This window comes from Pseudaeromonas sharmana (assembly GCF_042649925.1).
In the GTDB taxonomy this organism is placed as follows: domain Bacteria; phylum Pseudomonadota; class Gammaproteobacteria; order Enterobacterales; family Aeromonadaceae; genus Pseudaeromonas; species Pseudaeromonas sharmana.
Map to the genome: position 1 here is coordinate 311,127 of NZ_JBHSAF010000015.1, position 20,866 is coordinate 331,992.

The following is a 20,866-nucleotide window of genomic DNA, read 5'->3' on the forward strand; positions in this document are numbered from 1 at the left end:
AACTTGTTGAATTGTTATGGGTTTTTTGGTTATTTCACCCTGTGTTTGGCAGCGGTGGCTTGCCTTGAATTGGGGCGGAAATCACAGTATATTCGCCCGTTACAAGCCCTCAGAGTGACAGCCAAGCTGGCAGAAGCCGGCTTTTTTTCTCTGCGGATGGACCCGAGATAGATTGAGAGGATTCAAGCGTGATGGAATCGGCGGTACCCCAGCGCCAGGGTCTTTACGACCCTGCGAACGAACACGACGCCTGTGGTGTTGGCTTTGTGGCCCACATGAAGGGGCAGAAGAGCCACAGTATCGTTGAACAAGGATTGTTGATCCTGAAAAATCTGGATCACCGCGGTGCGGTCGGTGCTGACCCGTTGCAGGGTGACGGCGCCGGTATTCTGATTCAGATCCCGGATCAGCTGTATCGTGCTGAAATGGCTAAGCTGGGCGTTACGTTGCCGGCCGCAGGAGAATATGGCGTCGGCATGATCTTCCTGCCGAAAGAAGCAGCTTCCCGTCAGGCCTGTGAAGAAGAGATCGAGCGTGCGATCCGTGCCGAAGGGCAGGTGGTGCTAGGCTGGCGTGATGTGCCGGTGAATGCGGACTGCCCAATGTCTCCGGTGGTGAAGGCCAAAGAGCCCGTCATCCGCCAGGTTTTCGTCGGAAGAGGCGCCGACGTCCTGGTGACCGATGCTCTGGAACGTAAGCTGTATATCATCCGCAAACGTTGTTCTCATGCCATTCGTGCACTGAAGCTCAAGCACTGTGGCGAATTCTACGTGCCGTCTTTCTCGGCGCGGACGGTCAACTACAAGGGGCTGTTACTGGCCGACCAGGTGGGGCTCTATTACAACGACCTGGTTGATGCGCGCTGTGTTTCAGCGCTGGCGCTGGTGCACCAACGCTTCTCTACCAATACCTTCCCGACCTGGGATCTGGCACATCCGTTCCGCATGATTGCCCACAACGGGGAAATCAATACGGTACGCGGTAATGTCAACTGGATGCGTGCCCGTGAAGGCGCTATCACCTCTCCGGTGCTGGGACAGGACCTGAATAAGGTCTGGCCGCTGATCTATCCAGGGCAGTCTGACTCTGCGTCATTCGATAACGCCCTGGAGCTGCTGGTCATGGGGGGCTACTCGCTGGCCCATGCCGTGATGATGATGATCCCGGAAGCCTGGGAAAAGCACAGCACCATGGACAACAAGCGCCGTGCATTCTACGAATACCATGCGGCCATGATGGAGCCGTGGGATGGTCCGGCAGCGGTAGCGTTTACCGACGGCCGTCAGATTGGTGCCACGCTGGACCGTAACGGCCTGCGTCCGGCCCGTTATCTGGTCACCAAGGATGATCTGGTGGTCATGGCCTCCGAATCTGGGGTGCTGCCGATTGAAGATTCCCGCATCGCCCAGAAATGGCGTCTGCAACCGGGCAAAATGTTCCTCATCGACATGGAACAGGGTCGCATCATCGACGACCAGGAGCTGAAGCACTCGCTGGCGAATGCCAAGCCGTATGCCGAGTGGATCGACAAGATCCGCATCAAGCTTGATGACATCGAAGGTGATGTCACCCCGGTAAACCATGAAGCCGGTCTGCTGGATCTGCAACAGGCATTCGGTTACACCCAGGAAGACGTCAAGCTGCTGATGACCCCGATGGCCGAGAATGGCGAAGAGGCCATCGGTTCCATGGGTAACGACTCCGCGCTCACCGTGCTGTCGAAGAAAGAGAAGCCGCTGTATAGCTACTTCCGTCAGCTGTTTGCCCAGGTCACCAACCCGCCGATCGACCCGATCCGTGAAGAGCTGGTCATGTCACTGGTCTCCTTCGTGGGTCCTAAGCCGAACCTGCTCAACAGCACCGACATCAATCCGCCGATTCGTCTCGAGCTGGCGCAGCCGGTGATCTCTGCCAAGCAGATGGAGAAGATCCGCAACATCGAGCAGTTCACTGGCAACAAGTTCCGCTCCCACGAGCTGGATATCACCTATCCGCTGGCTTGGGGCAAAGAAGGGATCGAAGCGCGGCTGGCCACATTGGCTGCCGAGGCAGAAGATGCTGTCAAGGGCGGCGCCAACATCCTGATTCTGTCCGACCGCAAGATTGCCAAGGGGCAACTGGCGATTCCGGCGCTGTTGGCCACCTCGGCCGTACACCAACGTCTGGTCAAGCGGGGTCTGCGGACCAGTACCGGTCTGGTGGTGGAAACCGGATCCGCCCGTGAAGTGCACCATTTTGCATTGCTGGGCGGCTATGGCGCCGAAGCCATTCACCCCTGGCTGGCGGTCGAAACGCTGCGAGCCATGGCACAGGGCGATGCCGAGAAGGCTGACAAGTACGTCAAGAACTTCACCAAGGCCGTCGGCAAAGGCCTGTGCAAGGTGATGTCCAAGATGGGTATCTCTACCTACATGTCCTACACCGGTGCACAGATTTTCGAAGCGGTCGGTCTGCAAAAGGCATTTGTCGAGAAGTACTTCACCGGTACCCCGTCCAATGTCGAAGGCATCGGCCTGTTTGAAGTGGCCGAAGAGGCCATCCGTCTGCACGAAGCGGCGTTTTCCAATGATCCGGTCCTGGCGGACATGCTGGATGCCGGCGGTGATTACGCCTTCCGTATCCGCGGTGAAGATCACATGTGGACGCCGGACGCCATAGCCAAGCTGCAACACGCGACGCGCAGCGGCAAGTTCGAGAACTACAAGGAATACGCGCAGATCATCAACGACCAAAGCAAGCGTCACCTGACGCTGCGTGGCCTGTTTGAATTCAAGAAGGCAGCCGAACCGGTACCGCTCGAGGAAGTCGAATCCGCCAAGGAGATCGTCAAGCGGTTCGCGACCGGCGCCATGTCGCTGGGTTCTATCTCTACCGAAGCACACACCACGCTGGCGGTAGCGATGAACCGTATCGGTGGCAAGTCCAACACCGGTGAGGGCGGCGAAGACGCCAACCGTTTCATCCCGGTCAGCCAGCCGACGCTGTTGTCTGAAATCATCGGCAAGTCGCGTATCGAGCGCGATCTGGAACTGCAACCGGGTGATAGCCTGCGTTCTGCAATCAAGCAGGTCGCGTCTGGCCGTTTCGGTGTCACCACCGAATACCTGGTCAATGCCGACCAGATTCAGATCAAGATGGCGCAAGGTGCCAAGCCGGGTGAAGGCGGTCAGTTGCCGGGTCACAAGGTCTCCGAATACATCGGCTTCCTGCGTCACTCGGTACCGGGCGTCGGCCTGATCTCCCCACCGCCGCACCATGATATCTACTCCATCGAGGACTTGGCCCAGCTGATCCACGATTTGAAGAACGCCAACCCGGTGGCTTCCATCTCCGTCAAGCTGGTGTCGGAAGTCGGTGTCGGTACCGTCGCGGCCGGTGTCTCCAAGGCCAAGGCTGACCACGTCGTGATCGCCGGTCACGATGGTGGTACTGGAGCGTCACCGCAATCTTCCATCAAACATGCCGGTACGGCGTGGGAGTTGGGCCTGGCCGAGACCCAACAAACGCTGGTGCTGAACCAGCTGCGTAGTCGCATTCGCGTGCAGGTCGACGGCCAGATGAAGACCGGCCGTGACGTCGTCATCGGTGCCCTGCTGGGTGCAGACGAGTTCGGTTTCGCCACGGCTCCGCTGGTGGTTGAAGGTTGCATCATGATGCGTAAGTGTCACCTCAACACCTGTCCGGTAGGGGTGGCGACACAAGATCCTGAGCTGCGCAAGCGCTTTACCGGTCAGCCGGAGCACGTCGTCAATTACTTCTTCTTCGTTGCAGAAGAAGTGCGGCAGATCATGGCTGAGCTGGGTATCCGCAAGTTCGAAGATCTGATCGGTCGCGCTGACCTGCTGGACAAGCGCGCCGGTGTCGAACACTGGAAGGCGCAAGGCCTCGATTTCTCGAAGATTTTCTTCCAGCCGGCCGTGCCGGAAACCGTGGGGCGCAAGCATTCAGATACTCAGGATCACGCACTCTACAAGGCGCTGGACAACCAACTGATTGAGCAGGCCCAAGCCGCGCTAGAGAAGGGGGAGAAGGTCCAGATCGTGGTACCGGTCAAGAATATCAACCGTACCGTCGGAACCATGCTCTCTGGCGAAGTCGCCAAGCGTTACGGTAACGCCGGTCTGCCGACAGATACCATTCACGTCCGTTTGAATGGCACTGCGGGTCAGAGCTTTGGTGCCTTCCTGGCACACGGCGTGACCCTGGAGCTGGTGGGCGAGGGTAACGACTATGTCGGCAAGGGGCTGTCCGGTGGCCGCATTGTGATTCGTCCGAGTGACGATTTCACCGGCGAGCCGTCAGCCAACATCATCTGTGGCAACACTGTGATGTACGGTGCGACTGACGGGGAATCCTTCCTGTCTGGCGTCGCCGGCGAGCGCTTCTGCGTGCGTAACTCCGGAGCCACGGCTGTGGTCGAAGGGGTGGGCGATCACGGTTGTGAATACATGACCGGTGGCACCGTGGTGGTGCTGGGTCAGACCGGCCGTAACTTCGGCGCAGGGATGTCCGGCGGTATTGCCTACGTCTTTGATGGTGATGATACCTTTACCGAGCGTTGCAACCTGGCCCAGGTCGCTCTCGACCGCGTGCTGCCGGCTGCCGAGCAGAGCCAGGATGAGCCGCGGCACTGTGATCTGGCCGATGAGGTGCTGCTGAAGGGGCTGATTGAGCAACATGCTGCCCTGACGGGCAGCCCGCGAGCCAAGGCCATGCTGGCTGATTGGGACAACAGCCGGGCCAAGTTCGTCAAGGTCTATCCGAATGAGTATCGCCGTGCCCTGAAGGAACTGGCGGCGGCCAAGCAACAAGAGCAGAAGGAGATTGCGTAATGGGTAAGCCAACCGGATTTCTCGAGTTCGAGCGAGTCAAAGAGAGCTACGCGCCGGTTGCAGAACGCGTCAAGCACTATGGCGAGTTCGTGCCGACCCTGACTGTAGAGCAAGCGACACAGCAGGGTGCCCGCTGCATGGACTGCGGTATCCCGTTCTGTAACAACGGCTGCCCGGTTAACAATATCATTCCGGACTGGAATGACTTGGTTTACCGTGGCAAGTGGGAGCAGGCCATTCGTGTCCTGCACTCCACCAACAACTTCCCGGAGTTCACCGGGCGTATTTGTCCGGCTCCGTGTGAGTCAGCTTGTACTCTGGGCATCAATGCTGCACCGGTAGGGATCAAATCCATCGAGCGTTCGATTATCGACCGCGCGTGGGAGAGCGGCTTCGTCAAGCCGCAACCCTCCAGTGTTAAGACCGGCAAGAAAGTGGCGGTGGTCGGTTCAGGCCCTGCAGGGCTGGCCGCTGCACAGCAACTGGCGCGTGTCGGTCACGACGTGACCGTGTTCGAGAAGAACGACCGTGTCGGCGGTTTGCTGCGCTACGGCATCCCGGACTTCAAGCTGGACAAGTCAGTGATTGATCGCCGTATGGCGCAGCTGGTCGCCGAAGGCGTGACCTTCCGTACCAAGACGCTGGTCGCCGACGACAAGCAACTGCCTGCCGGAGTGGTCAATGATGCGGTCACCGTGGTGACACCGGCCGAGCTGGATGCGCAGTTTGATGCGGTGATCCTGGCCGGCGGTTCCGAGACGCCGCGCGATCTGCCGGTACCGGGCCGTGAGCTGGCCGGTGTGCACTTTGCCCTCGAGTTCCTTATCCCGCAGAACAAGGAAGTCGCCGGCGATGCCAAGAACGTCATCAATGCCGCCGGCAAGCATGTCGTCGTCATCGGTGGCGGTGATACCGGTTCTGACTGTGTCGGTACCTCGAACCGCCATGGCGCCGTTGCCGTCACCCAGCTGGAAGTGATGCCACAACCGCCGGAGCAGGAAAACAAGGCGCTGACCTGGCCGTACTGGCCGCTGAAGCTGCGTACTTCCAGCTCCCACGAAGAGGGTTGCGTGCGCGAGTTTGCGGTCTCTACCAAGGAGTTCATCGGTGAAAACGGCAAGCTGACCGGCCTCAAGCTGGTGCGTGTCGAGTTCAAGGATGGCAAGCTGGTCGAGATCCCGGGCTCCGAGTTCGAACTGAAGGCCGATCTGGTGTTCCTGGCGATGGGCTTTACCCAGCCGCTGGCCAAGGTGCTGGACAGCTTCGGTATCGACAAGGATAGCCGTGGCAATGCCAAGGCGACCACAGACGGTGAAGGCTGCTATGCCACCAGCAAGGCGAAGGTGTTTGCCGCCGGTGACATGCGCCGTGGCCAATCCCTGGTGGTCTGGGCCATTCGCGAAGGCCGTCAGTGCGCGCGTGAAGTGGATCAGTTCCTGATGGGCAACACTACGCTGCCGCGCTAATCTCGTCACGGTCTGTTTAAAAACCCCGGTCGGTTGGCCGGGGTTTTTTTATGCCGCCTATCAAGACTCGACCTTGGTGGCGTTGTGTTCTGGTGCCGGATTTTGCGTAATAACTCAGCTGTGTAACCAAGGGTAACGGTGATGAACTGGCATCACAGTTCTGACCGGTGCAATTTGCAACCGGTTGCGGCGCTGCTTAGTCTGCGCCCATCTGAAGTTGTAATGGAGTTGCATCATGCGTTTGGCAAGCATTGAAAGCACGCGCGTATTAGCCATATTGGCCGTCATGGTGATACACATATCACCCTTTGCGAACCCGTTTGATCCGACGGTCTGGGCCGATCCCGTGTCGGTGGTGATCGGAGGATTTCTCAATCAGGTCACCCGTTTTGCGGTGCCGTTCTTCTTTTTGTGTGCAGGTTTCTTCCTGCAGCCACGACTGCAGGCAGGAGATGCCCTGGGTGTCTCCTGGCGATACAGTCGCCCCTTGTTGCTGCTTTGGGCGGGCTGGAGCCTGATTTACATCCTGGCACCATTCAACCCGCCCATGGTGTTCGAGGTGGGTTACCAGGCTGCGATGCAACCGCAATGGCAGATGTTGCTGTCCGATCTGCTGAACCAATGGTGGGTGGGAGGTATGGTTCACCTCTGGTTCCTGCCGGCCCTGGTGCTGGCGGTGCTGATACAGGCCCTCTGTTATCATCTCCAGCGACCTCATTGGGCGTTGTTCGCCGGTGGCGTGCTGTTTTTATTAGCGCTGCTGGGAGGCTCGTATGCCAAACCCCTGCTGGGGGAGGAATGGAAACTCCTGACCCGTAATGGCCCCTTCTTCTCGTTGTTGTTCGTTGCGTTGGGATGCCATCTTCGTCACTGTGAGTGGCGACTGAAATCAACGATGGCGCTGCTCTTGATGCTGTCGGGTATGGCGTTGTATGCACTGGAGGCCATACTGCTGTGGCAACTGGATGGTGTACCGCTCAATCGTCACGATTTTCTGCTGGGCTCGGTCCCTTGGGCGCTGGGGTTGTTCCTGTGGTTGCTGGCGAATCCGGACTGGGGTCGGGGTAGCTGGCTGGAACGTCAGGCACCGAAGGTGCTGGGACTCTACTGTCTGCATATGCTGCTGGTGATCTGGATTTTTCCGTTGAGCATGATGTGGCACTCACCTTGGTGGGAGCTAGGCAAGGTACTGCTGCTATGGGTATTGGCTTGGGGGCTGTATGGGCTGCTGGCGGCCATACCCGGTGGTATCCGCTTGCTGCGTCTGCCCGCACGCCGTACCGCATTCGCTGAGCGCAACACATGAAAACGGGGGCGAAATGCCCCCGTTGTCTGCTTGGCTTCAACACTCAGCCTCATGAACCCTGATAGTTGGTATCACGCCAGCCCTGGATGTTGACGTCAACTTCGCTCTGATCGTCAACGAACAAAAAGATGCGATTGCCGGTCCAGTTACCTTCGACATCGGTCTCGCTGCTGGCCCAGGATCCCCGGAAGAACTTGTACTCAAGACGGGTGCCGCGCGGCCGGGTGACCCGGATGTGGAAGGTGCTGGCATCGACGCGTTCCAGCGTGGTGTCCGGATCCACTGTGATGGTGGTCGGATCCCAGCCATCATCGGAATTGGGCATATACAGCTGGGCATCGTTCGGCGTGTTGGCGGGGACATGCACCTTGATGTCGAGCGTGACATCGCTGGTGTCCATGGCGTCATCCGGGATGGCCCCTGTCTCCACGGGCAGTGTTGTGGATGTTGTGCGCAGTATGGTGGAACCATAGGCTGCGAGTGGGATCCGGTCACCGCTCTTGTAAACCGTCCCGGTTAGCAAATCCGTGGTGTCTGCGGTAACGACCAGCTCGGCCGGCTGCTCGGTATCGATGTTGTGCACAACCAGCAGGTTGTAATCGGCCTGACTGTCCGTGACCTGATAGCCGTAGGTGCCTTGCGGGGTGCCGACACGCTGGTATTGGCCGTTGAACAGGATCGGATTGTCCTTACGGATACGGATCAACTGGCGGTAATAGTGGTAGAGCGAACCCGGTGCTGCCTGCTCTTCTTCCAGCGAGATGCCATCAAACGGGATCTGGTTTTTGGCCTCGGCGCCGTAGACGGCCTTGGTCATGGTGGTCATACCCTGGCCATCGCCAGCGGCATACCAGTCGAACGGTTCGCGTTTGTGTGGATCGCCCTGCAGATCGTGGCCACCGCGCATGCCAATTTCGTCACCATAGTAGATGAAGGGTGTACCGGGCAGCGTCATCTGCCAGGTCACCGCACGACGGATCTTGCTGTCGATGAAGTTCAGCTCGGAGGCGATGCGGTTGCGGTCATGGTTGCCAATCACCAGGCCATCGGCAAAGTCCGGGTTGGCTGCCTGGTACTGGGCCCGGATCGGATTGAGCGTGGCCAGCAGATCCTTCGGCAGGCCGGCAGCCGCGGTGACCAATTCGTTGTACAGCGGGAAATTGAATGTGGCATTCATGCCGGTGAGGAACGGCGCTATCTTGGCGCTGTCGCTCGGGTTGTCATAGTTGACCTCGCCGATGATGAAGGCGTCCGGCTTCATCAGTTTGACGTGGGTGCTGAACTCCTGCCACCAGGCGACCGAGTAGCCATCGTTGCCATCACCGATGTCCTGGGCCACGTCGAGGCGGAAGCCATCGACCCCCAGATTGAGCCAGAAGTCGGCAACTTTCTTGATCTCGCTGCGCACTGCGGGCTCATCATAATTCAGATCCGGCAGTCCGCTCTGTGGCCCGAACGAGTAGTAGCAATACTTGCCGGGTGCCACTTCTCCCCAGTTGCCATCCACGGCCTGATCACCGCAACGGTAGAAATTCTGGTAGCTGGCCTCACCGGCCAGCATGCCCTGGAACCAGGGGTGCTGCTCGGAGGTGTGGTTCACCACCAGGTCGGGAATCACCTTGATGTGGTGCTGGTGCGCGGCGGCGATCAGCGTCTTGAAATCCTCCAGGGTGCCGTAGTCCGGGTGGATGGCATTGTAGTCACTGACGGCATAACCATGGTAGGTCGGGCCCGGCGTGATTGGCATCAGCCAGAGGGCATCGACTCCCAGCTCGGACAGATAATCCAGCTTGGCCGTGACGCCGGCCAGATCGCCGGTGCCGTCGCCATTGCTGTCGTAGAAACTGCGCACAAAAATCTCGTATGCGACTTTTTGGTGCCAGTCATCAACCGCGGCAGGAGGGGCTGGCTTAGTCTTTTGGTCTGTATCACAGCCGCTGAGCAGGGTACTGGCGCCCAAGATCAGGGCACATAGCGGGAGGGCTTTTTTTTTCATTACGGGCATCCTATTGAGAAAGCGGTTTTCGTATTTATTCGTTAAATATTCCGCAAAAAAGCACAGCTAATGTGCATTTTCTGAGTTTTGCTTTGGTTTTTATATCTAATTGGGAAAGCGCTTTCCCAATTGAGAATATCCTGAGAGGGGAGATTGTCGCTGTCAAACAGTCAGCGACAATGACGCGGGGATTCGGGATCCGGATCTCAATCAGGATCCTGAGGAGACGGTCAACGGGACGAGCTGGCGCGGACCAGCAACCGCTGGTCCAACAGCAGAGACTGACTGCAGTGCGTCGGTTTGTTCCATTGCAGGAACCACTCGCGGGCAGCCTGTTCGCCGAGGGCGAAGAGATCAATATCGACTACAGACAGTGGTGGCTGTGTCTGTTCGGCATAGGGATACTCGTCAAAAGAGACAATACCCAATTCGTATCCAATCCGTATCCCATCGGCCTGGGCGGCAGCCATCACGCCGGCGGCCAGAGGGTTGCCGGCGACGACGATGGCATCGGGGCGCATCGGGAGTTGCTGCAACCTAGCCCAGAGCCCGAGCCCTTCGGCGTAATGGCCAGCTTGTGCGTAGAGAGGCGGTGCACAGGGTTGCAGGTGCTGCGACTCGAGCGCCCGTAAAAATCCCTGTAACCGATCCGCGGAGATGGTGTCGTGCAGATGATTGCCGATGAACTGCAGGTGTTGATATCCCTGAGCCAGCAAATGGGCCGTGGCGATCTCTCCGGCGTGAACGTTGTCGACATCCACCCAGCTGTGGTGGCCTGGTTGACGGCCGATCACCACAAAGGGTAACGCCAGGGCGGTGAACTGCCGAATCAGTTGCGGTGCATGCAGGTCGGCGTGCAGGATTACGCCGTCCACCTTGCGCTCGGCGACCAGTTGCTGCACGGCTTTAGGTTTGCTGGCCAATGCTTCGGCATCCAGTAACATCACCGAATAGTGCTGGCTGGCACAGTGGCGCTCGATGCCGCACAGGATTTCGAAGACATAGGGGTTCTGAAACGCACTATTGCGTCGCAGCGGCATCAGAACGCCAAGGGTCTCGGTGCAATTGCGCGCCAGACCACGAGCGTGACGACTAGGATGATAGTTCAGCTGTTGCATGGCCTCGCGCACCCGGTTCTTGGTCAGGGCCGAGATCCGCGGGCTGTCACTCATCACTTTGGAAACAGTCGAGATGGCAACGCCGGCAAGTCGGGCGACATCGTGTATCGTGGCGGCCATAAACGGATCTGGTTCCTCAAGTCGTTAGAAGCAGGAGCAAGGCTATCAGAGGAGGAGGCTACCTGACCAGCTTTCAGCGGGTGCTTTCCGCAACAGGATAATCGACCGCCGGCGTGTTCAATTTGCTATGACGCTTGTGCTCATACATCTGTTGATCTGCCTGGCGGATAATCTCTTGCAACGACAGGCTGGCGTCATGGCGCCAGACCATGCCCGCGGCGGCCAGGGCACCCGGTGTCAAATGTGGAGACTGCTGTTGCTGTGGCAAGCGGGTTTCGAGGAGCGCTCGCAGCAGGGTCTGGTGACGACTGACCGCGGCCGGATAATCAATATTCTGTTGCACCACGATAAATTCATCGCCGCCCATGCGGAACAGTAACGCGGAAGGAAACTGTTGCCGCAGAAAATGGGCAAACTGGATCAGCAGTGCATCGCCTGACAGGTGACCGAAGTGATCGTTAACCAGCTTGAGATTGTTCAAGTCGATCACCCACCAGGCTTGTGGAGTGGTGCTGAGCGCCAGTTCGGTTTGCAGCTGGTTAAACCCGAGCCGGTTATAGACTCCGGTCAGTGGGTCCAATTGCATCAATTGCTGGCGTTCATGCAATAACTGGTTGGCGGTGCGCTGGGATAGGAAACGCCGCAATAGCCGGCAGCCAAACAACAGGCTGATCAACAGGGCGGCGGCGAGCACGCTTGCCAGTATGATCAATAACTGCATCCGCTGTTGACGCAGATCCGGTACTGAGTTGAGACCTTGGGTGCGCATCTGTTCACTGTCGATCAGGGGCAGTGTCTTGTTAAACAGACTCACCAATTCGGGTAAGGCCGGGTTAACGCCAAAATACATGAAGGAGTCGGCGGCGGTGTTGCCTTTGCGCTCCAGATCGCGAAAGCCCAACCCGGAGATGTAGTACTCCAACACGGTTGGATTCTCGATCAGATAATCCACCTCATGGTTACTCAATCGCTCCAACGACTCCTGCAGATTGCGTGTCGTGGTAATCCTGACCTGATGCAGATTGCGTTTGAGGTAGTTTTCATGCCAGAACCCTTCGATAACGGCGACGCGCTTGCCTTCCAACCCATAAACATCCTGGACATAGGGGCTAGCTCGGCGGCCAATGATGATATCGCGCTCACTGAAGAAAGGCTGGGTAAACAAGAAATGGCGCCGATTTTCGCTGGTATTGGCGATATTCAGCATGTCCAGTGACCCTTGTTGCATCATCTGATGCAACTGGTTGAATGGGCCTGTGACTACCTGTATCCGTAACCCGGTCAATTGATGCAGTTCGTTGAGAAAGGCACCGGTAATGCCACTGGGCTTGCCGTCTCGGGCCGCATCGAAGGGCAGATAGTCATCCGCCATGCCGACGCGGATCAGTGGATCCTGTTCCAGCCAGCGACGTTCCGCATCGTTCAGGCGCAACACCTTGCGGTTATACAACAGGCGATTGTGCTCGACTATCCGGTCGATGCTCATTCGATGCGCGGCCAGTATTTTATCCAGCAGGCTGGCCAGTGGTTCATCGGCCAACCGAGTCGCCAGCGTCATGTCCGAGGTGATGTCCTGCAGGGTGGCTGTCGCCTGCAGGTTGGGGTATTGCTGCAAAAATGAGCGACTCTCACTACCGGCCTGGGCGATGAGGCCATCGATATGGCCTGCCGCCAGCGCCGCCAGTGCCGAAGGCATGTCACTGAAACTGTGGCTGCGATACTGGATATTGGGATAGCGGGCCGGAAACAGCGAAAACACCACATCGTCACTGATAAATCCCAGCCTGTGGTCATGCAGATCGCCCAGTGTCAGTATCTGTCCGCTCTTCCGGGTAAACAGACGGTATGGATAGCTGACAATCGGTCGGGTAAAGGCCATGAATTGCCGGCGCTGGGGCGTGACATTGGCGCCGAGCAGCAAATCCAGTTCACCGCTGAGAAAGCGGTTATAGAGCCGACTCCAGTTTTTGTCCTGTTCGATGCGTATTCTCAGCCCGGTTTCGGCGTTGAATAGTTTCACGAGTTCGGGGATATAACCGGCTTGCAGCTGATGCAGCGAGAACAGCTCCATGCCGCTGCCAGGGGCTATCCCCAGGCGCAGTTCCTGCTGGCGATGGCTATCCAGCCAGGCCTGTTCGGTCGGTGACAGAGCAAGAGGCTGAGCTTGGGTCATCACCGGCAGGAGCAGTATCCAGCCGATGAGGGTAGAGAACAGCAGGTATAAACATCTGAGCAAAGTCGGACTCAACAAATGGATAACGGATTGGTTAATAAGTGGACACAATACTGCTATCTATCGTTAAAAGAAATCGTCAGGTATCAGGCCTGAACGAAACTGCTGCTGGTGTCGCATATGAAAGCGTTCACATGGCTGCGATAACCATTCATCGCGCGCATTTTTCGGCTTAAACGGATGGGCTTGTGGCAGCGGCTGTGATGACCATGAATGAGGAAAGATGGGAGGGGAGGTCGGCGAGTACCGTTTTAGCCAGAACGCTGCCAGTTGCATCCAGGTGTGCGTGCAGCAACGAATGAAAAATGGCTTGCACTTCCGGCAGCGCTGTCAGTGGTACAGGCCGGGGGCTGAGTGGCGCTTGACGTGACGTCAGCTTATGTTGCGGATCATGGACTATGATCATGCCCCCGCGCAGTCCTGCAGCCAGGTTGATGCCTACGGTTCCCAGGATCAGCACTGTGCCGGCACGCATCGCCTCGCAGGCGTGGTCGCCCACCCCTTCTACGACAGCGGAAGCCCCCTGGTTACAGGCAGCGAAATAGTCCCCCGCGCGACCCGCTGCAAACAGTCGCCCCCCCGTTGCGCCGTACAAGGCGTGATCGCCAAGCAGCACAGCATCCTCACTGCGGAAACTCACGCCCAGATGGGGGCGGATCACCAGTTCTCCGCCGGCCATACCGCGGCCGACATGATTGTTGGCATCCCCTGTCAGCCGCAGCTGAATGCCATCACTATTCCAGCTACCGAAACCGTCACCGGCAGAGCCATCGAAGTTCAGTGTCATCGGCGGCTGAGGCTGCGGTCTGGCGATCCCGGCCAAGCGCGCGGCGGTGAGCCAGACCGCAATGGCGCGATCGCGGTTGTCGATGACAAAGTGGTAATCGCCACCTTGCGCCGTGGCGAGGGCCGGGGCAAGCTCACGCCGCATTTGCTGCTCGAGGCGGCCCGCAGGCATGGCGAGCGGGGCCGCCGATTCGGTCACTGTGCCCTGATGTTCTGTCGGCTCGCCGGTAGGCGGGGCTAGACCCAGCCGTACCATCTCCGGCCACAGTTGCTCAGCCAGGGTCAGGCGTTCTGTTGCAGAGATCGGCAGCACAATGTTGTCGGCGCCTTGTGCAAAGGCATGCAGCAGGTGATCTGCCGGCAAGCGTTCTGTTTCCAGCTGCAGCTGCAGCTGCAGTGATTGACGGCATCCCTGCTCGGATAGCCAATCATGCAGCCGGCTCAGCGCAGTGGACCAGCGCTGGTCGGTACAGGGGCCAGGTGTCACGGCGTCCGCGCCGACCACCAGCGACAGGCGTTGGATACCAGCCTGAATCAGGCTGGCCACGTGACACTCCAACCCAGGCTGTAACTCCATCCTGAGGGTCAGGCGGGCAGCAGGATTCAGAATTCTCAATTCGTATAGCAGTTGCGCCAGCGCAGGCAATGAGCCGAGATCCCTGTGTTGTGGCGGCTCGGCATCGTGCTTTGCTAGCAGATCGATCTGAATCTCCGCAGCGGCGATCAGCCGTTGTGGCGTGACATTCGTCCGCTCTGCCTGCAAACGGCACACTTCCTCAGCCTCGAGCCGGGCGGCAACGGTGTGCAGCCGGGACAGCAGGGGGTGCCAGGGTTGTTCAGGCGCGGCAGGTCGGTCATCGGCGGCGGAGCGGGTCCGTGTCTCGGCGGGCGCGCTCGCAACTGCGATGCCATCCCGTTGCTGGAGCAGCATCCGGGTCAAGCGGGCAAAGTCCAGATTGCCGGGTTCGCAAGCGATGCCCGGGAAGCAGCGGCGAGTGACCTCGACCGCCAAACCGCTTATTTCAAACAGGCGTGCGCAGCGAAAGCTGGCGAGCGAACCTATCCCCAGCCGCGCCAGTGCCCGATAGAGCCCCTCTTCCAGATGTTGTCGATAGCGTTGCAGTGTCTGGCGCAATGTCAGCGCGAGCTGTCCCGACTCGACCAGACTGGCCAGTGTCTCGTACGCCAGATACGGGTAGATGGCCGTTGCGCCACAACCAAGCAGAATGGCGGCATGGTGGGCACTGCTGACACTGCCGGTGTCCAGAATCAAGTTACAATCGCAGCGCAGCTGGGCCTCGACCAGTGCCTGCTGCACGGCCGCCGTAGCCAATACCGCAGGAATCGGCAGGCGCAACGGCTCAGCAATGCGATCCGAGAGGATGAGCAGCACGATTCCCCGGCGCACGGCTTCCAGTGCCTGGAGGGATAACCTATCCAGCGCGCTGACCAGGCCCTCTGCCGCCTCGAAGGTCATGTCCAGCACCTCAAAGGAGTAGTGGGTATCGTCCAGGGATTGCAGTTGCCGCAGGTCGGAGAACTGCAGCAAGGGTGACGAAAACTGCAGTCGGTGGGCGTGGCCATAGGTTTCGTTGAAGACATTTTGTTCGCGGCCCATGCAGGTGGTCAGCGACATCATGGGGCGATCCAGTACCGGGTTCAGCGGCATGACCCCCAGGGGCGCCGAACATGGAAGCAGGTGCCGGTAGACCACATCTCCGGCATGACACCGAGTGGCGGTCGAGGAGGGGGCTGACAACAGCGATTGTTGCAGCTCTGCAATTGCCTCTTGGCTGAGCGCAAACAGCTGTTGATTGCGGCGCAGGCTGACATCGTCCAGTTCACGGCAACCGATCTGGGTATCGGCCATGGCATCGAATGGTAACAACACACGTCGGTGTTCGGTTAACCATTCCTGGTAGGGATGGCGATGCTTGAGATCGTTATCGATCTCAAAATTACTCCACAGCTTGGCGGTATAGGTGTCAACCACAAGCAGCTCGCCGGCGCCGACGCGCCCTTTTTCTGCCACCTCATCCGGGGAGCAATCCCAGATCCCGCTCTCTGAGGCCAGCATCAGGATCTTGTCATGTGTCAACAGATACCGTGCCGGGCGGCGACCATGACGATCCAGGGCACACGCAGCAAAGCGTCCATCCGACATCAGCAGTGCGCCAGGGCCCTCCCAAGGCTCCATGTGCATAGAGTTAAAGTCATAGAAGGCCTTTAGTTCAACATCGATATCCGGATGATGCGTCCAGGCCGGGGGCACCAGTAGTCTGACGGCGCGGAACAGATCCAGCCCACCGGCCAGAAACAGTTCGAGCATATTGTCGAGGCTGGCGGCACCGGTATCGTCCTGATTGACGAACGGAGCCGCGGTTTGCAAATCAGGTAGCAACGGGGAGGCGAACTTATACGCCCTGGCCTGTGCCCACTGCCGATTGCCCGCCAGTGTGGTGATGTGTCCGCTGTGGGCGAGGAAGCGGTGTGGTTGCACATGACGCCAATCGACGGGGCCGGCCGGCGTGGTGCCTTTATGAAACAGGCAAATGGCAGATTGCAGGCGGATATCCGCCAAGTCGAGGTAAAAGCGCGGCAGATCGGCCGCGTGGCACCACCCCTTGTAGACGATGACCTGGTTGGAGAGGCTGGCGACATAGAAATCTGGGTCCAGGGGCGCGAGCCGCTTTTCAATACGGCGTCGTGCGACATACAGGCGGCGGTCCAAATCCTTCATCACCCAGCCAGGCGGGGCGTTGACGAACAGTTGCTCGATGCGAGGCAGTGCCGCCTGTGCTGCTGGCGTCAACACCCGCGGGTTGACGGGAACGCTACGCCAGCCAACCAGAGACAGGGTCTCCTTGGCCAACTCTTCGGCAACGATGCGGCGAGACTCGGCAGCCCGCAGTGGATCCTGACTCAGAAATAACATGCCGACGGCATAGCGGCGGCTGAGATTCCAGCCGGCACTCTCTGCTAGCGCACGAAAAAAGGTATCTGGCTTTTGCAATAACAGGCCGCAACCAGGAATCGGCTCCAGACGCGCGCTGGTGGGCTGCTGCAGGCGGCTTAGACCGGCAATCGCCATGCGGATCAGCTTGTGGCTGGCGACGCCATGGGTCTGCACCAGCAGGCCAAACCCTGCGGTCTGTTGTTCATCGCAGCTATGCTGATTCGACATCCTGAGTCCTCCTGCCCGGCTAACCTGCCCCTGCGTCAGCAGGCGGCGCCACACTAGAACCAACCGCGGCTAGGGTCAATCGCTGATAAGGAAAAAATAGCAGATGTTTACGTTTGAATCTGCATTGAAAACAGCGTGTTACGTTACTGCCGCCCCGCGGAGGTGAATTTGTCGGCACAAGCCTGCGCTGGATCAGTCAGCCCGCCAGCGGCTTCGTTTAGAATGCGTCCGCAATCAGGAGGCAAGCGCATGCAACTCAACGACTTTGTGCACATGTTCGGCGATGATCTGAAGCGTCGTCATGGGGAGAAAATCCACAAACTCACCCTGCATGGGGCTTTTACCTGCCCAAACCGCGATGGCACGCTGGGCCGGGGGGGGTGCACGTTCTGTAACGTGGCGTCCTTTGCCGATGAACAGGCTCAGGTGCTGTCCATCGCGGAACAATTGCGCCAACGGGCCGGCGAAGCCAGCCGGGCGCGACGTTATCTGGCTTACTTTCAGGCTTACACCAGCACCTATGCGGAAGTGACGTACCTCAAACAGATGTATGAAGAGGCGTTGACTGCAGCCGACATCGTCGGTTTATGTGTGGGCACCCGGCCGGATTGCGTGCCCGATGCGGTGCTCGATCTGCTGGCCGGGTATCAGGCGCAGGGGTATGAAATCTGGTTGGAGCTGGGCTTGCAGAGCGCCCATGACGCCACGCTCAAGCGTATCAACCGTGGGCATGACTATCGCGCCTATGAGAATGCCGTGATCTGTGCTCGCAGCCGCGGCCTCAAGGTGTGTACCCATTTGATTGTCGGCCTGCCCGGTGAAGGGGCAATGGACAGTCTGCAAACGCTGCAGCAAGTTGTCCGTACCGGTACTGATGGTATCAAGTTGCACCCGCTGCATGTCGTTACCGGCAGTTCGCTGGGCAAAGCCTGGCAGGCTGGGCGGTTGACGGTGCTCAGTGAGGAGGACTATGTCGCTGCGGCGTGCGCCATGATTCGCCATACGCCACCGCACATTGTCTACCACCGCGTCTCGGCATCGGCCCGTCGACCGACATTATTGGCACCGGCATGGTGCGAGAATCGCTGGCAAGCGATGGTGGCGATCAGCCGTCGGCTGGAATCCGAAGGGGCTCAGGGGTCGGCTCTGGGGCGACCCTATTCTCCAGTGGCCGCCTGACGCCGCGCCAGCGCACAAAACCACGAAATCCCCGGTCACTTGAAAGCGCTTTCGTGAGGCGGGTGACAGTTTCTTTGCGCTCTCCTTTGCATGATGAACCTGCGCCATCTCGACACGTGAGCGCCCTGCTTTTATGGTAGAGCGAGTGCCGGATGCGCTTGACACTTCATCATCGACAAGGAGAGTAACATTGGTATCTGTTGGACCCGGATCCGTGAGTCAGGCCCGTGAGGCGATCAACCAGACCATGGCATTGGTGCTGGCGGGTGGTCGAGGCAGTCGGCTGAAGCAGTTGACTGACAATCGGGCCAAGCCTGCGGTCCATTTTGGGGGCAAGTTCCGCATCATTGATTTTGCCCTGTCAAATTGCATCAATTCCGGAGTTCGCCGGGTGGGGGTGGTGACGCAGTACAAGTCCCACAGTCTGTTGCGTCACCTGCAGGCTGGCTGGTCATTCTTGCGTTACCAGATGAACGAGTTCATCGATCTGTTGCCGGCGCAACAGCGGGTTGACGAGGTTAACTGGTATCGGGGCACGGCAGATGCGGTCTACCAGAATCTCGATATCATCCGCGATTATGGTCCCAAGTACATACTGGTGCTGGCGGGAGATCACGTCTACAAGATGGATTACACCACCTTGCTGATGGATCACGTGGCGCTGGGCGGGCCGGTTACGGTGGCCTGTATCGAGGTACCCAAGTCAGAGGCGTCGGCGTTTGGCATCATGCAGGTGGACGACAATCGGCGCATCGTTGATTTTGTCGAGAAGCCGAGTGAGCCACCGACCATGCCGGGTGATCCCGACCGGTGTCTGGCTTCGATGGGCGTCTATGTGTTTGATGCCGCGTTCCTTTATCAACTGCTGGCAGAGGATCAGGACGATGATAGCTCGTGCCGCGACTTCGGCATGAACATCATTCCCAACGTGGTTAAGCGTGGCCTGGCCAACGCGCATCCGTTCTCGCTCTCCTGTGTTCGGAATCGCGGGCATGACCACTGCTGTTATTGGCGTGATGTCGGTACCGTCGACTCCTTTTGGGAGGCGAATATGGATCTGGCTTCGGTCGTGCCAGAGCTGGATCTGTATGATGAAAACTGGCCTATCTGGACCAATCAAAAGCAGTTGCCCCCCGCCAAATTTGTGCAGGACTACGAAGGCAAATCCGGCAATTCACTGAATTCGGTCTTCTCCGGCGGCGTGATTGTCAGTGGTTCGGATATTGCCAATTCGGTGCTGTTCACGGGGGTGCGCGTTCACTCCAACTGTCAACTCGATGGCGTGGTGGCGTTCCCGGATGTGGTCATTCACCGCGGCTGCCGTCTGCACAAGGTCATCATCGACAAACAGTGTGTGCTGCCACCGGGGTTGGTTATCGGTGAGGATCCAGAGGCGGACGCCCGACGATTCCATCGTAGTGAAAACGGGGTGACCCTGGTCACCAAGGCGATGCTCAAGGCATTGGCGGCACAGAACCCCGGACTATATGACCAGGTTCCTGCCGACCGCCCGGATCGTCCGCGTTAAGCTACGGTTAGGTGTGCTGATGAAGGGGCTGCGGCCCCTTTGTTTTTGGGCTGTACGACCACAATCCGAGCCCGGGCTCGGGAGACGTGGTGCGAGCCGGTTGTTGCTTTATGCGGCACAGGCTGCCGGGCGCGATGCCCTGCCTAGAGCCTCCGTCACGCTGTTTGTGCTGTGGCGGATCAGATGAATGCGGCTACTCCCTATACTGAGCCATCGACTATCCAGCCCGGCTAATTAGACCAATAAAGATATTCAGGCTTATTCAGCGCCGGCATGGCACCATGTTGGCTGGGGATTTCAAACCGTGTTTGCGGTGGTAATTCCATAAGTTGTGTTGGCTGCCATCGTCTTGACATACCCATCGCAAATATCGGGTGTACGACGCGTTGACGAAGATGATTTTGGCGTTACCCATTATTTAAATCTGAGTGCGTAGATGTTATCGACGTCGACAAAATAAAAACGCCCTTCAGGTGGGCGTTTTTCTCGGGGAGGCAGACCAGTTATGTGCTGAGCCATTGGCATGCAGCGATAGAGACGCAACTGAAATATAACTACTGGATGATGTCGTCAATCACTTCGACAATATTTTTAACGCGGCGTTTTTGTAACACAGCGCCGTTCCGGTTCTCCATGATACCAAGCGAATAAGTGCTGTTGATCTCGCTGACTCCCAATGCCTTGAGATGGGCAATCCGGGTTCTCAGGCTCTCGATTTCCTTGCGGATACGTCCCTCTTGTGTCCGGTAGGCAATGAACCCCCCATAGATAGCGCTGGAACCTGTGCGCAAGGTGGCTCCGACCAGTTGGGTTTTGTAGTTGTGCGAGACTTCAAAAATACAGTGTCCTGAATTGAGACAGGATTCAGCATCCGGATATTGGATAGAGATACGAATATGTTTATATTCGCCCCGTAACTGATTTTCGGTGTTATGGTCAGTGACATTAAAGCCATTGTCTCTCATGTAGTCAGTGGCTTCTTGCTTTACATCTTCGATCATGTGAATGATCGAGGCCATCCATTGTTGATTACGATGCTGAGTCAAGCGTTCAAACTCTTCCTTGACATCGGCATGCTCCCTGATTAATGCCAGACTCATATGGTCTTCTCCCTTGTG

The 20,866-nt window shown here is 58.2% G+C and carries 10 protein-coding genes; 5 read left to right on the forward strand and 5 right to left on the reverse strand.

Going from position 1 to position 20,866, the window contains the following annotated elements; all coding sequences use genetic code 11:
• Window positions 1–191: 191 nt before the first annotated feature.
• The 3 genes from ACFOSS_RS16120 (at window position 192) to ACFOSS_RS16130 (ending at window position 7,604) form a co-directional block, all read left to right on the forward strand.
• On the forward strand, window positions 192–4,832 hold the full coding sequence (locus ACFOSS_RS16120; protein WP_377154788.1) for a glutamate synthase-related protein: 4,641 nt from the start codon (window positions 192–194) through the stop codon (window positions 4,830–4,832).
• On the forward strand, window positions 4,832–6,298 hold the full coding sequence (locus tag ACFOSS_RS16125; RefSeq protein WP_377154518.1) for a glutamate synthase subunit beta: 1,467 nt from the start codon (window positions 4,832–4,834) through the stop codon (window positions 6,296–6,298). Before ACFOSS_RS16120 ends, ACFOSS_RS16125 begins: the two co-directional genes overlap by 1 nt.
• 235 nt (window positions 6,299–6,533) lie before the next feature.
• On the forward strand, window positions 6,534–7,604 hold the full coding sequence (locus ACFOSS_RS16130) for an acyltransferase (RefSeq protein WP_377154520.1): 1,071 nt from the start codon (window positions 6,534–6,536) through the stop codon (window positions 7,602–7,604).
• A 49-nt stretch (window positions 7,605–7,653) separates the two neighbouring features.
• Here the strand turns inward: ACFOSS_RS16130 and ACFOSS_RS16135 are convergent, their stop codons facing one another.
• The 4 genes from ACFOSS_RS16135 to ACFOSS_RS16150 form a co-directional block, all read right to left on the reverse strand.
• Window positions 7,654–9,600 (reverse strand): alpha-amylase family glycosyl hydrolase, encoded by a 1,947-nt coding sequence (locus tag ACFOSS_RS16135; protein WP_377154522.1) that lies wholly within the window; start codon window positions 9,598–9,600, stop codon window positions 7,654–7,656.
• A gap of 230 nt (window positions 9,601–9,830) precedes the next feature.
• Window positions 9,831–10,838 carry a LacI family DNA-binding transcriptional regulator gene (locus ACFOSS_RS16140; protein ID WP_377154524.1) on the reverse strand — a complete coding sequence of 336 codons (1,008 nt, stop codon included), beginning with the start codon at window positions 10,836–10,838 and terminating at the stop codon, window positions 9,831–9,833.
• A gap of 73 nt (window positions 10,839–10,911) precedes the next feature.
• Window positions 10,912–13,074 carry a transporter substrate-binding domain-containing diguanylate cyclase gene (locus ACFOSS_RS16145; protein ID WP_377154526.1) on the reverse strand — a complete coding sequence of 721 codons (2,163 nt, stop codon included), beginning with the start codon at window positions 13,072–13,074 and terminating at the stop codon, window positions 10,912–10,914.
• Window positions 13,075–13,243: 169 nt separating this feature from the next.
• Complete coding sequence (locus ACFOSS_RS16150; protein WP_377154528.1) at window positions 13,244–17,041, reverse strand: glutamate synthase central domain-containing protein; 3,798 nt, start codon at window positions 17,039–17,041, stop codon at window positions 13,244–13,246.
• A gap of 249 nt (window positions 17,042–17,290) precedes the next feature.
• On the opposite strand from ACFOSS_RS16150, the gene ACFOSS_RS16155 reads away from it, so the two are divergent.
• Window positions 17,291–18,220 (forward strand): TIGR01212 family radical SAM protein, encoded by a 930-nt coding sequence (locus ACFOSS_RS16155; protein WP_377154530.1) that lies wholly within the window; start codon window positions 17,291–17,293, stop codon window positions 18,218–18,220.
• 214 nt (window positions 18,221–18,434) lie between these two features.
• Window positions 18,435–19,748: a glucose-1-phosphate adenylyltransferase gene (glgC, locus tag ACFOSS_RS16160; RefSeq protein WP_377154532.1), complete on the forward strand. Its 1,314-nt coding sequence runs from the start codon at window positions 18,435–18,437 to the stop codon at window positions 19,746–19,748.
• 554 nt (window positions 19,749–20,302) lie between these two features.
• Here the strand turns inward: glgC and ACFOSS_RS16165 are convergent.
• Window positions 20,303–20,848 carry a hypothetical protein gene (locus ACFOSS_RS16165; protein ID WP_377154534.1) on the reverse strand — a complete coding sequence of 182 codons (546 nt, stop codon included), beginning with the start codon at window positions 20,846–20,848 and terminating at the stop codon, window positions 20,303–20,305.
• Window positions 20,849–20,866 lie beyond the last annotated feature (18 nt).

What these genes read in the sequence shown, in the direction of transcription:
- ACFOSS_RS16120 (WP_377154788.1), top strand. Translation starts at nt 192, where the DNA reads ATGGAATCGGCGGTACCCCAGCGCCAGGGTCTTTACGACCCTGCGAAC.
- ACFOSS_RS16125 (WP_377154518.1), top strand. Translation starts at nt 4,832, where the DNA reads ATGGGTAAGCCAACCGGATTTCTCGAGTTCGAGCGAGTCAAAGAGAGC.
- ACFOSS_RS16130 (WP_377154520.1), top strand. Translation starts at nt 6,534, where the DNA reads ATGCGTTTGGCAAGCATTGAAAGCACGCGCGTATTAGCCATATTGGCC.
- ACFOSS_RS16135 (WP_377154522.1), bottom strand. Translation starts at nt 9,600, where the DNA reads ATGAAAAAAAAAGCCCTCCCGCTATGTGCCCTGATCTTGGGCGCCAGT.
- ACFOSS_RS16140 (WP_377154524.1), bottom strand. Translation starts at nt 10,838, where the DNA reads ATGGCCGCCACGATACACGATGTCGCCCGACTTGCCGGCGTTGCCATC.
- ACFOSS_RS16150 (WP_377154528.1), bottom strand. Translation starts at nt 17,041, where the DNA reads ATGTCGAATCAGCATAGCTGCGATGAACAACAGACCGCAGGGTTTGGC.
- ACFOSS_RS16155 (WP_377154530.1), top strand. Translation starts at nt 17,291, where the DNA reads ATGCAACTCAACGACTTTGTGCACATGTTCGGCGATGATCTGAAGCGT.
- ACFOSS_RS16165 (WP_377154534.1), bottom strand. Translation starts at nt 20,848, where the DNA reads ATGAGTCTGGCATTAATCAGGGAGCATGCCGATGTCAAGGAAGAGTTT.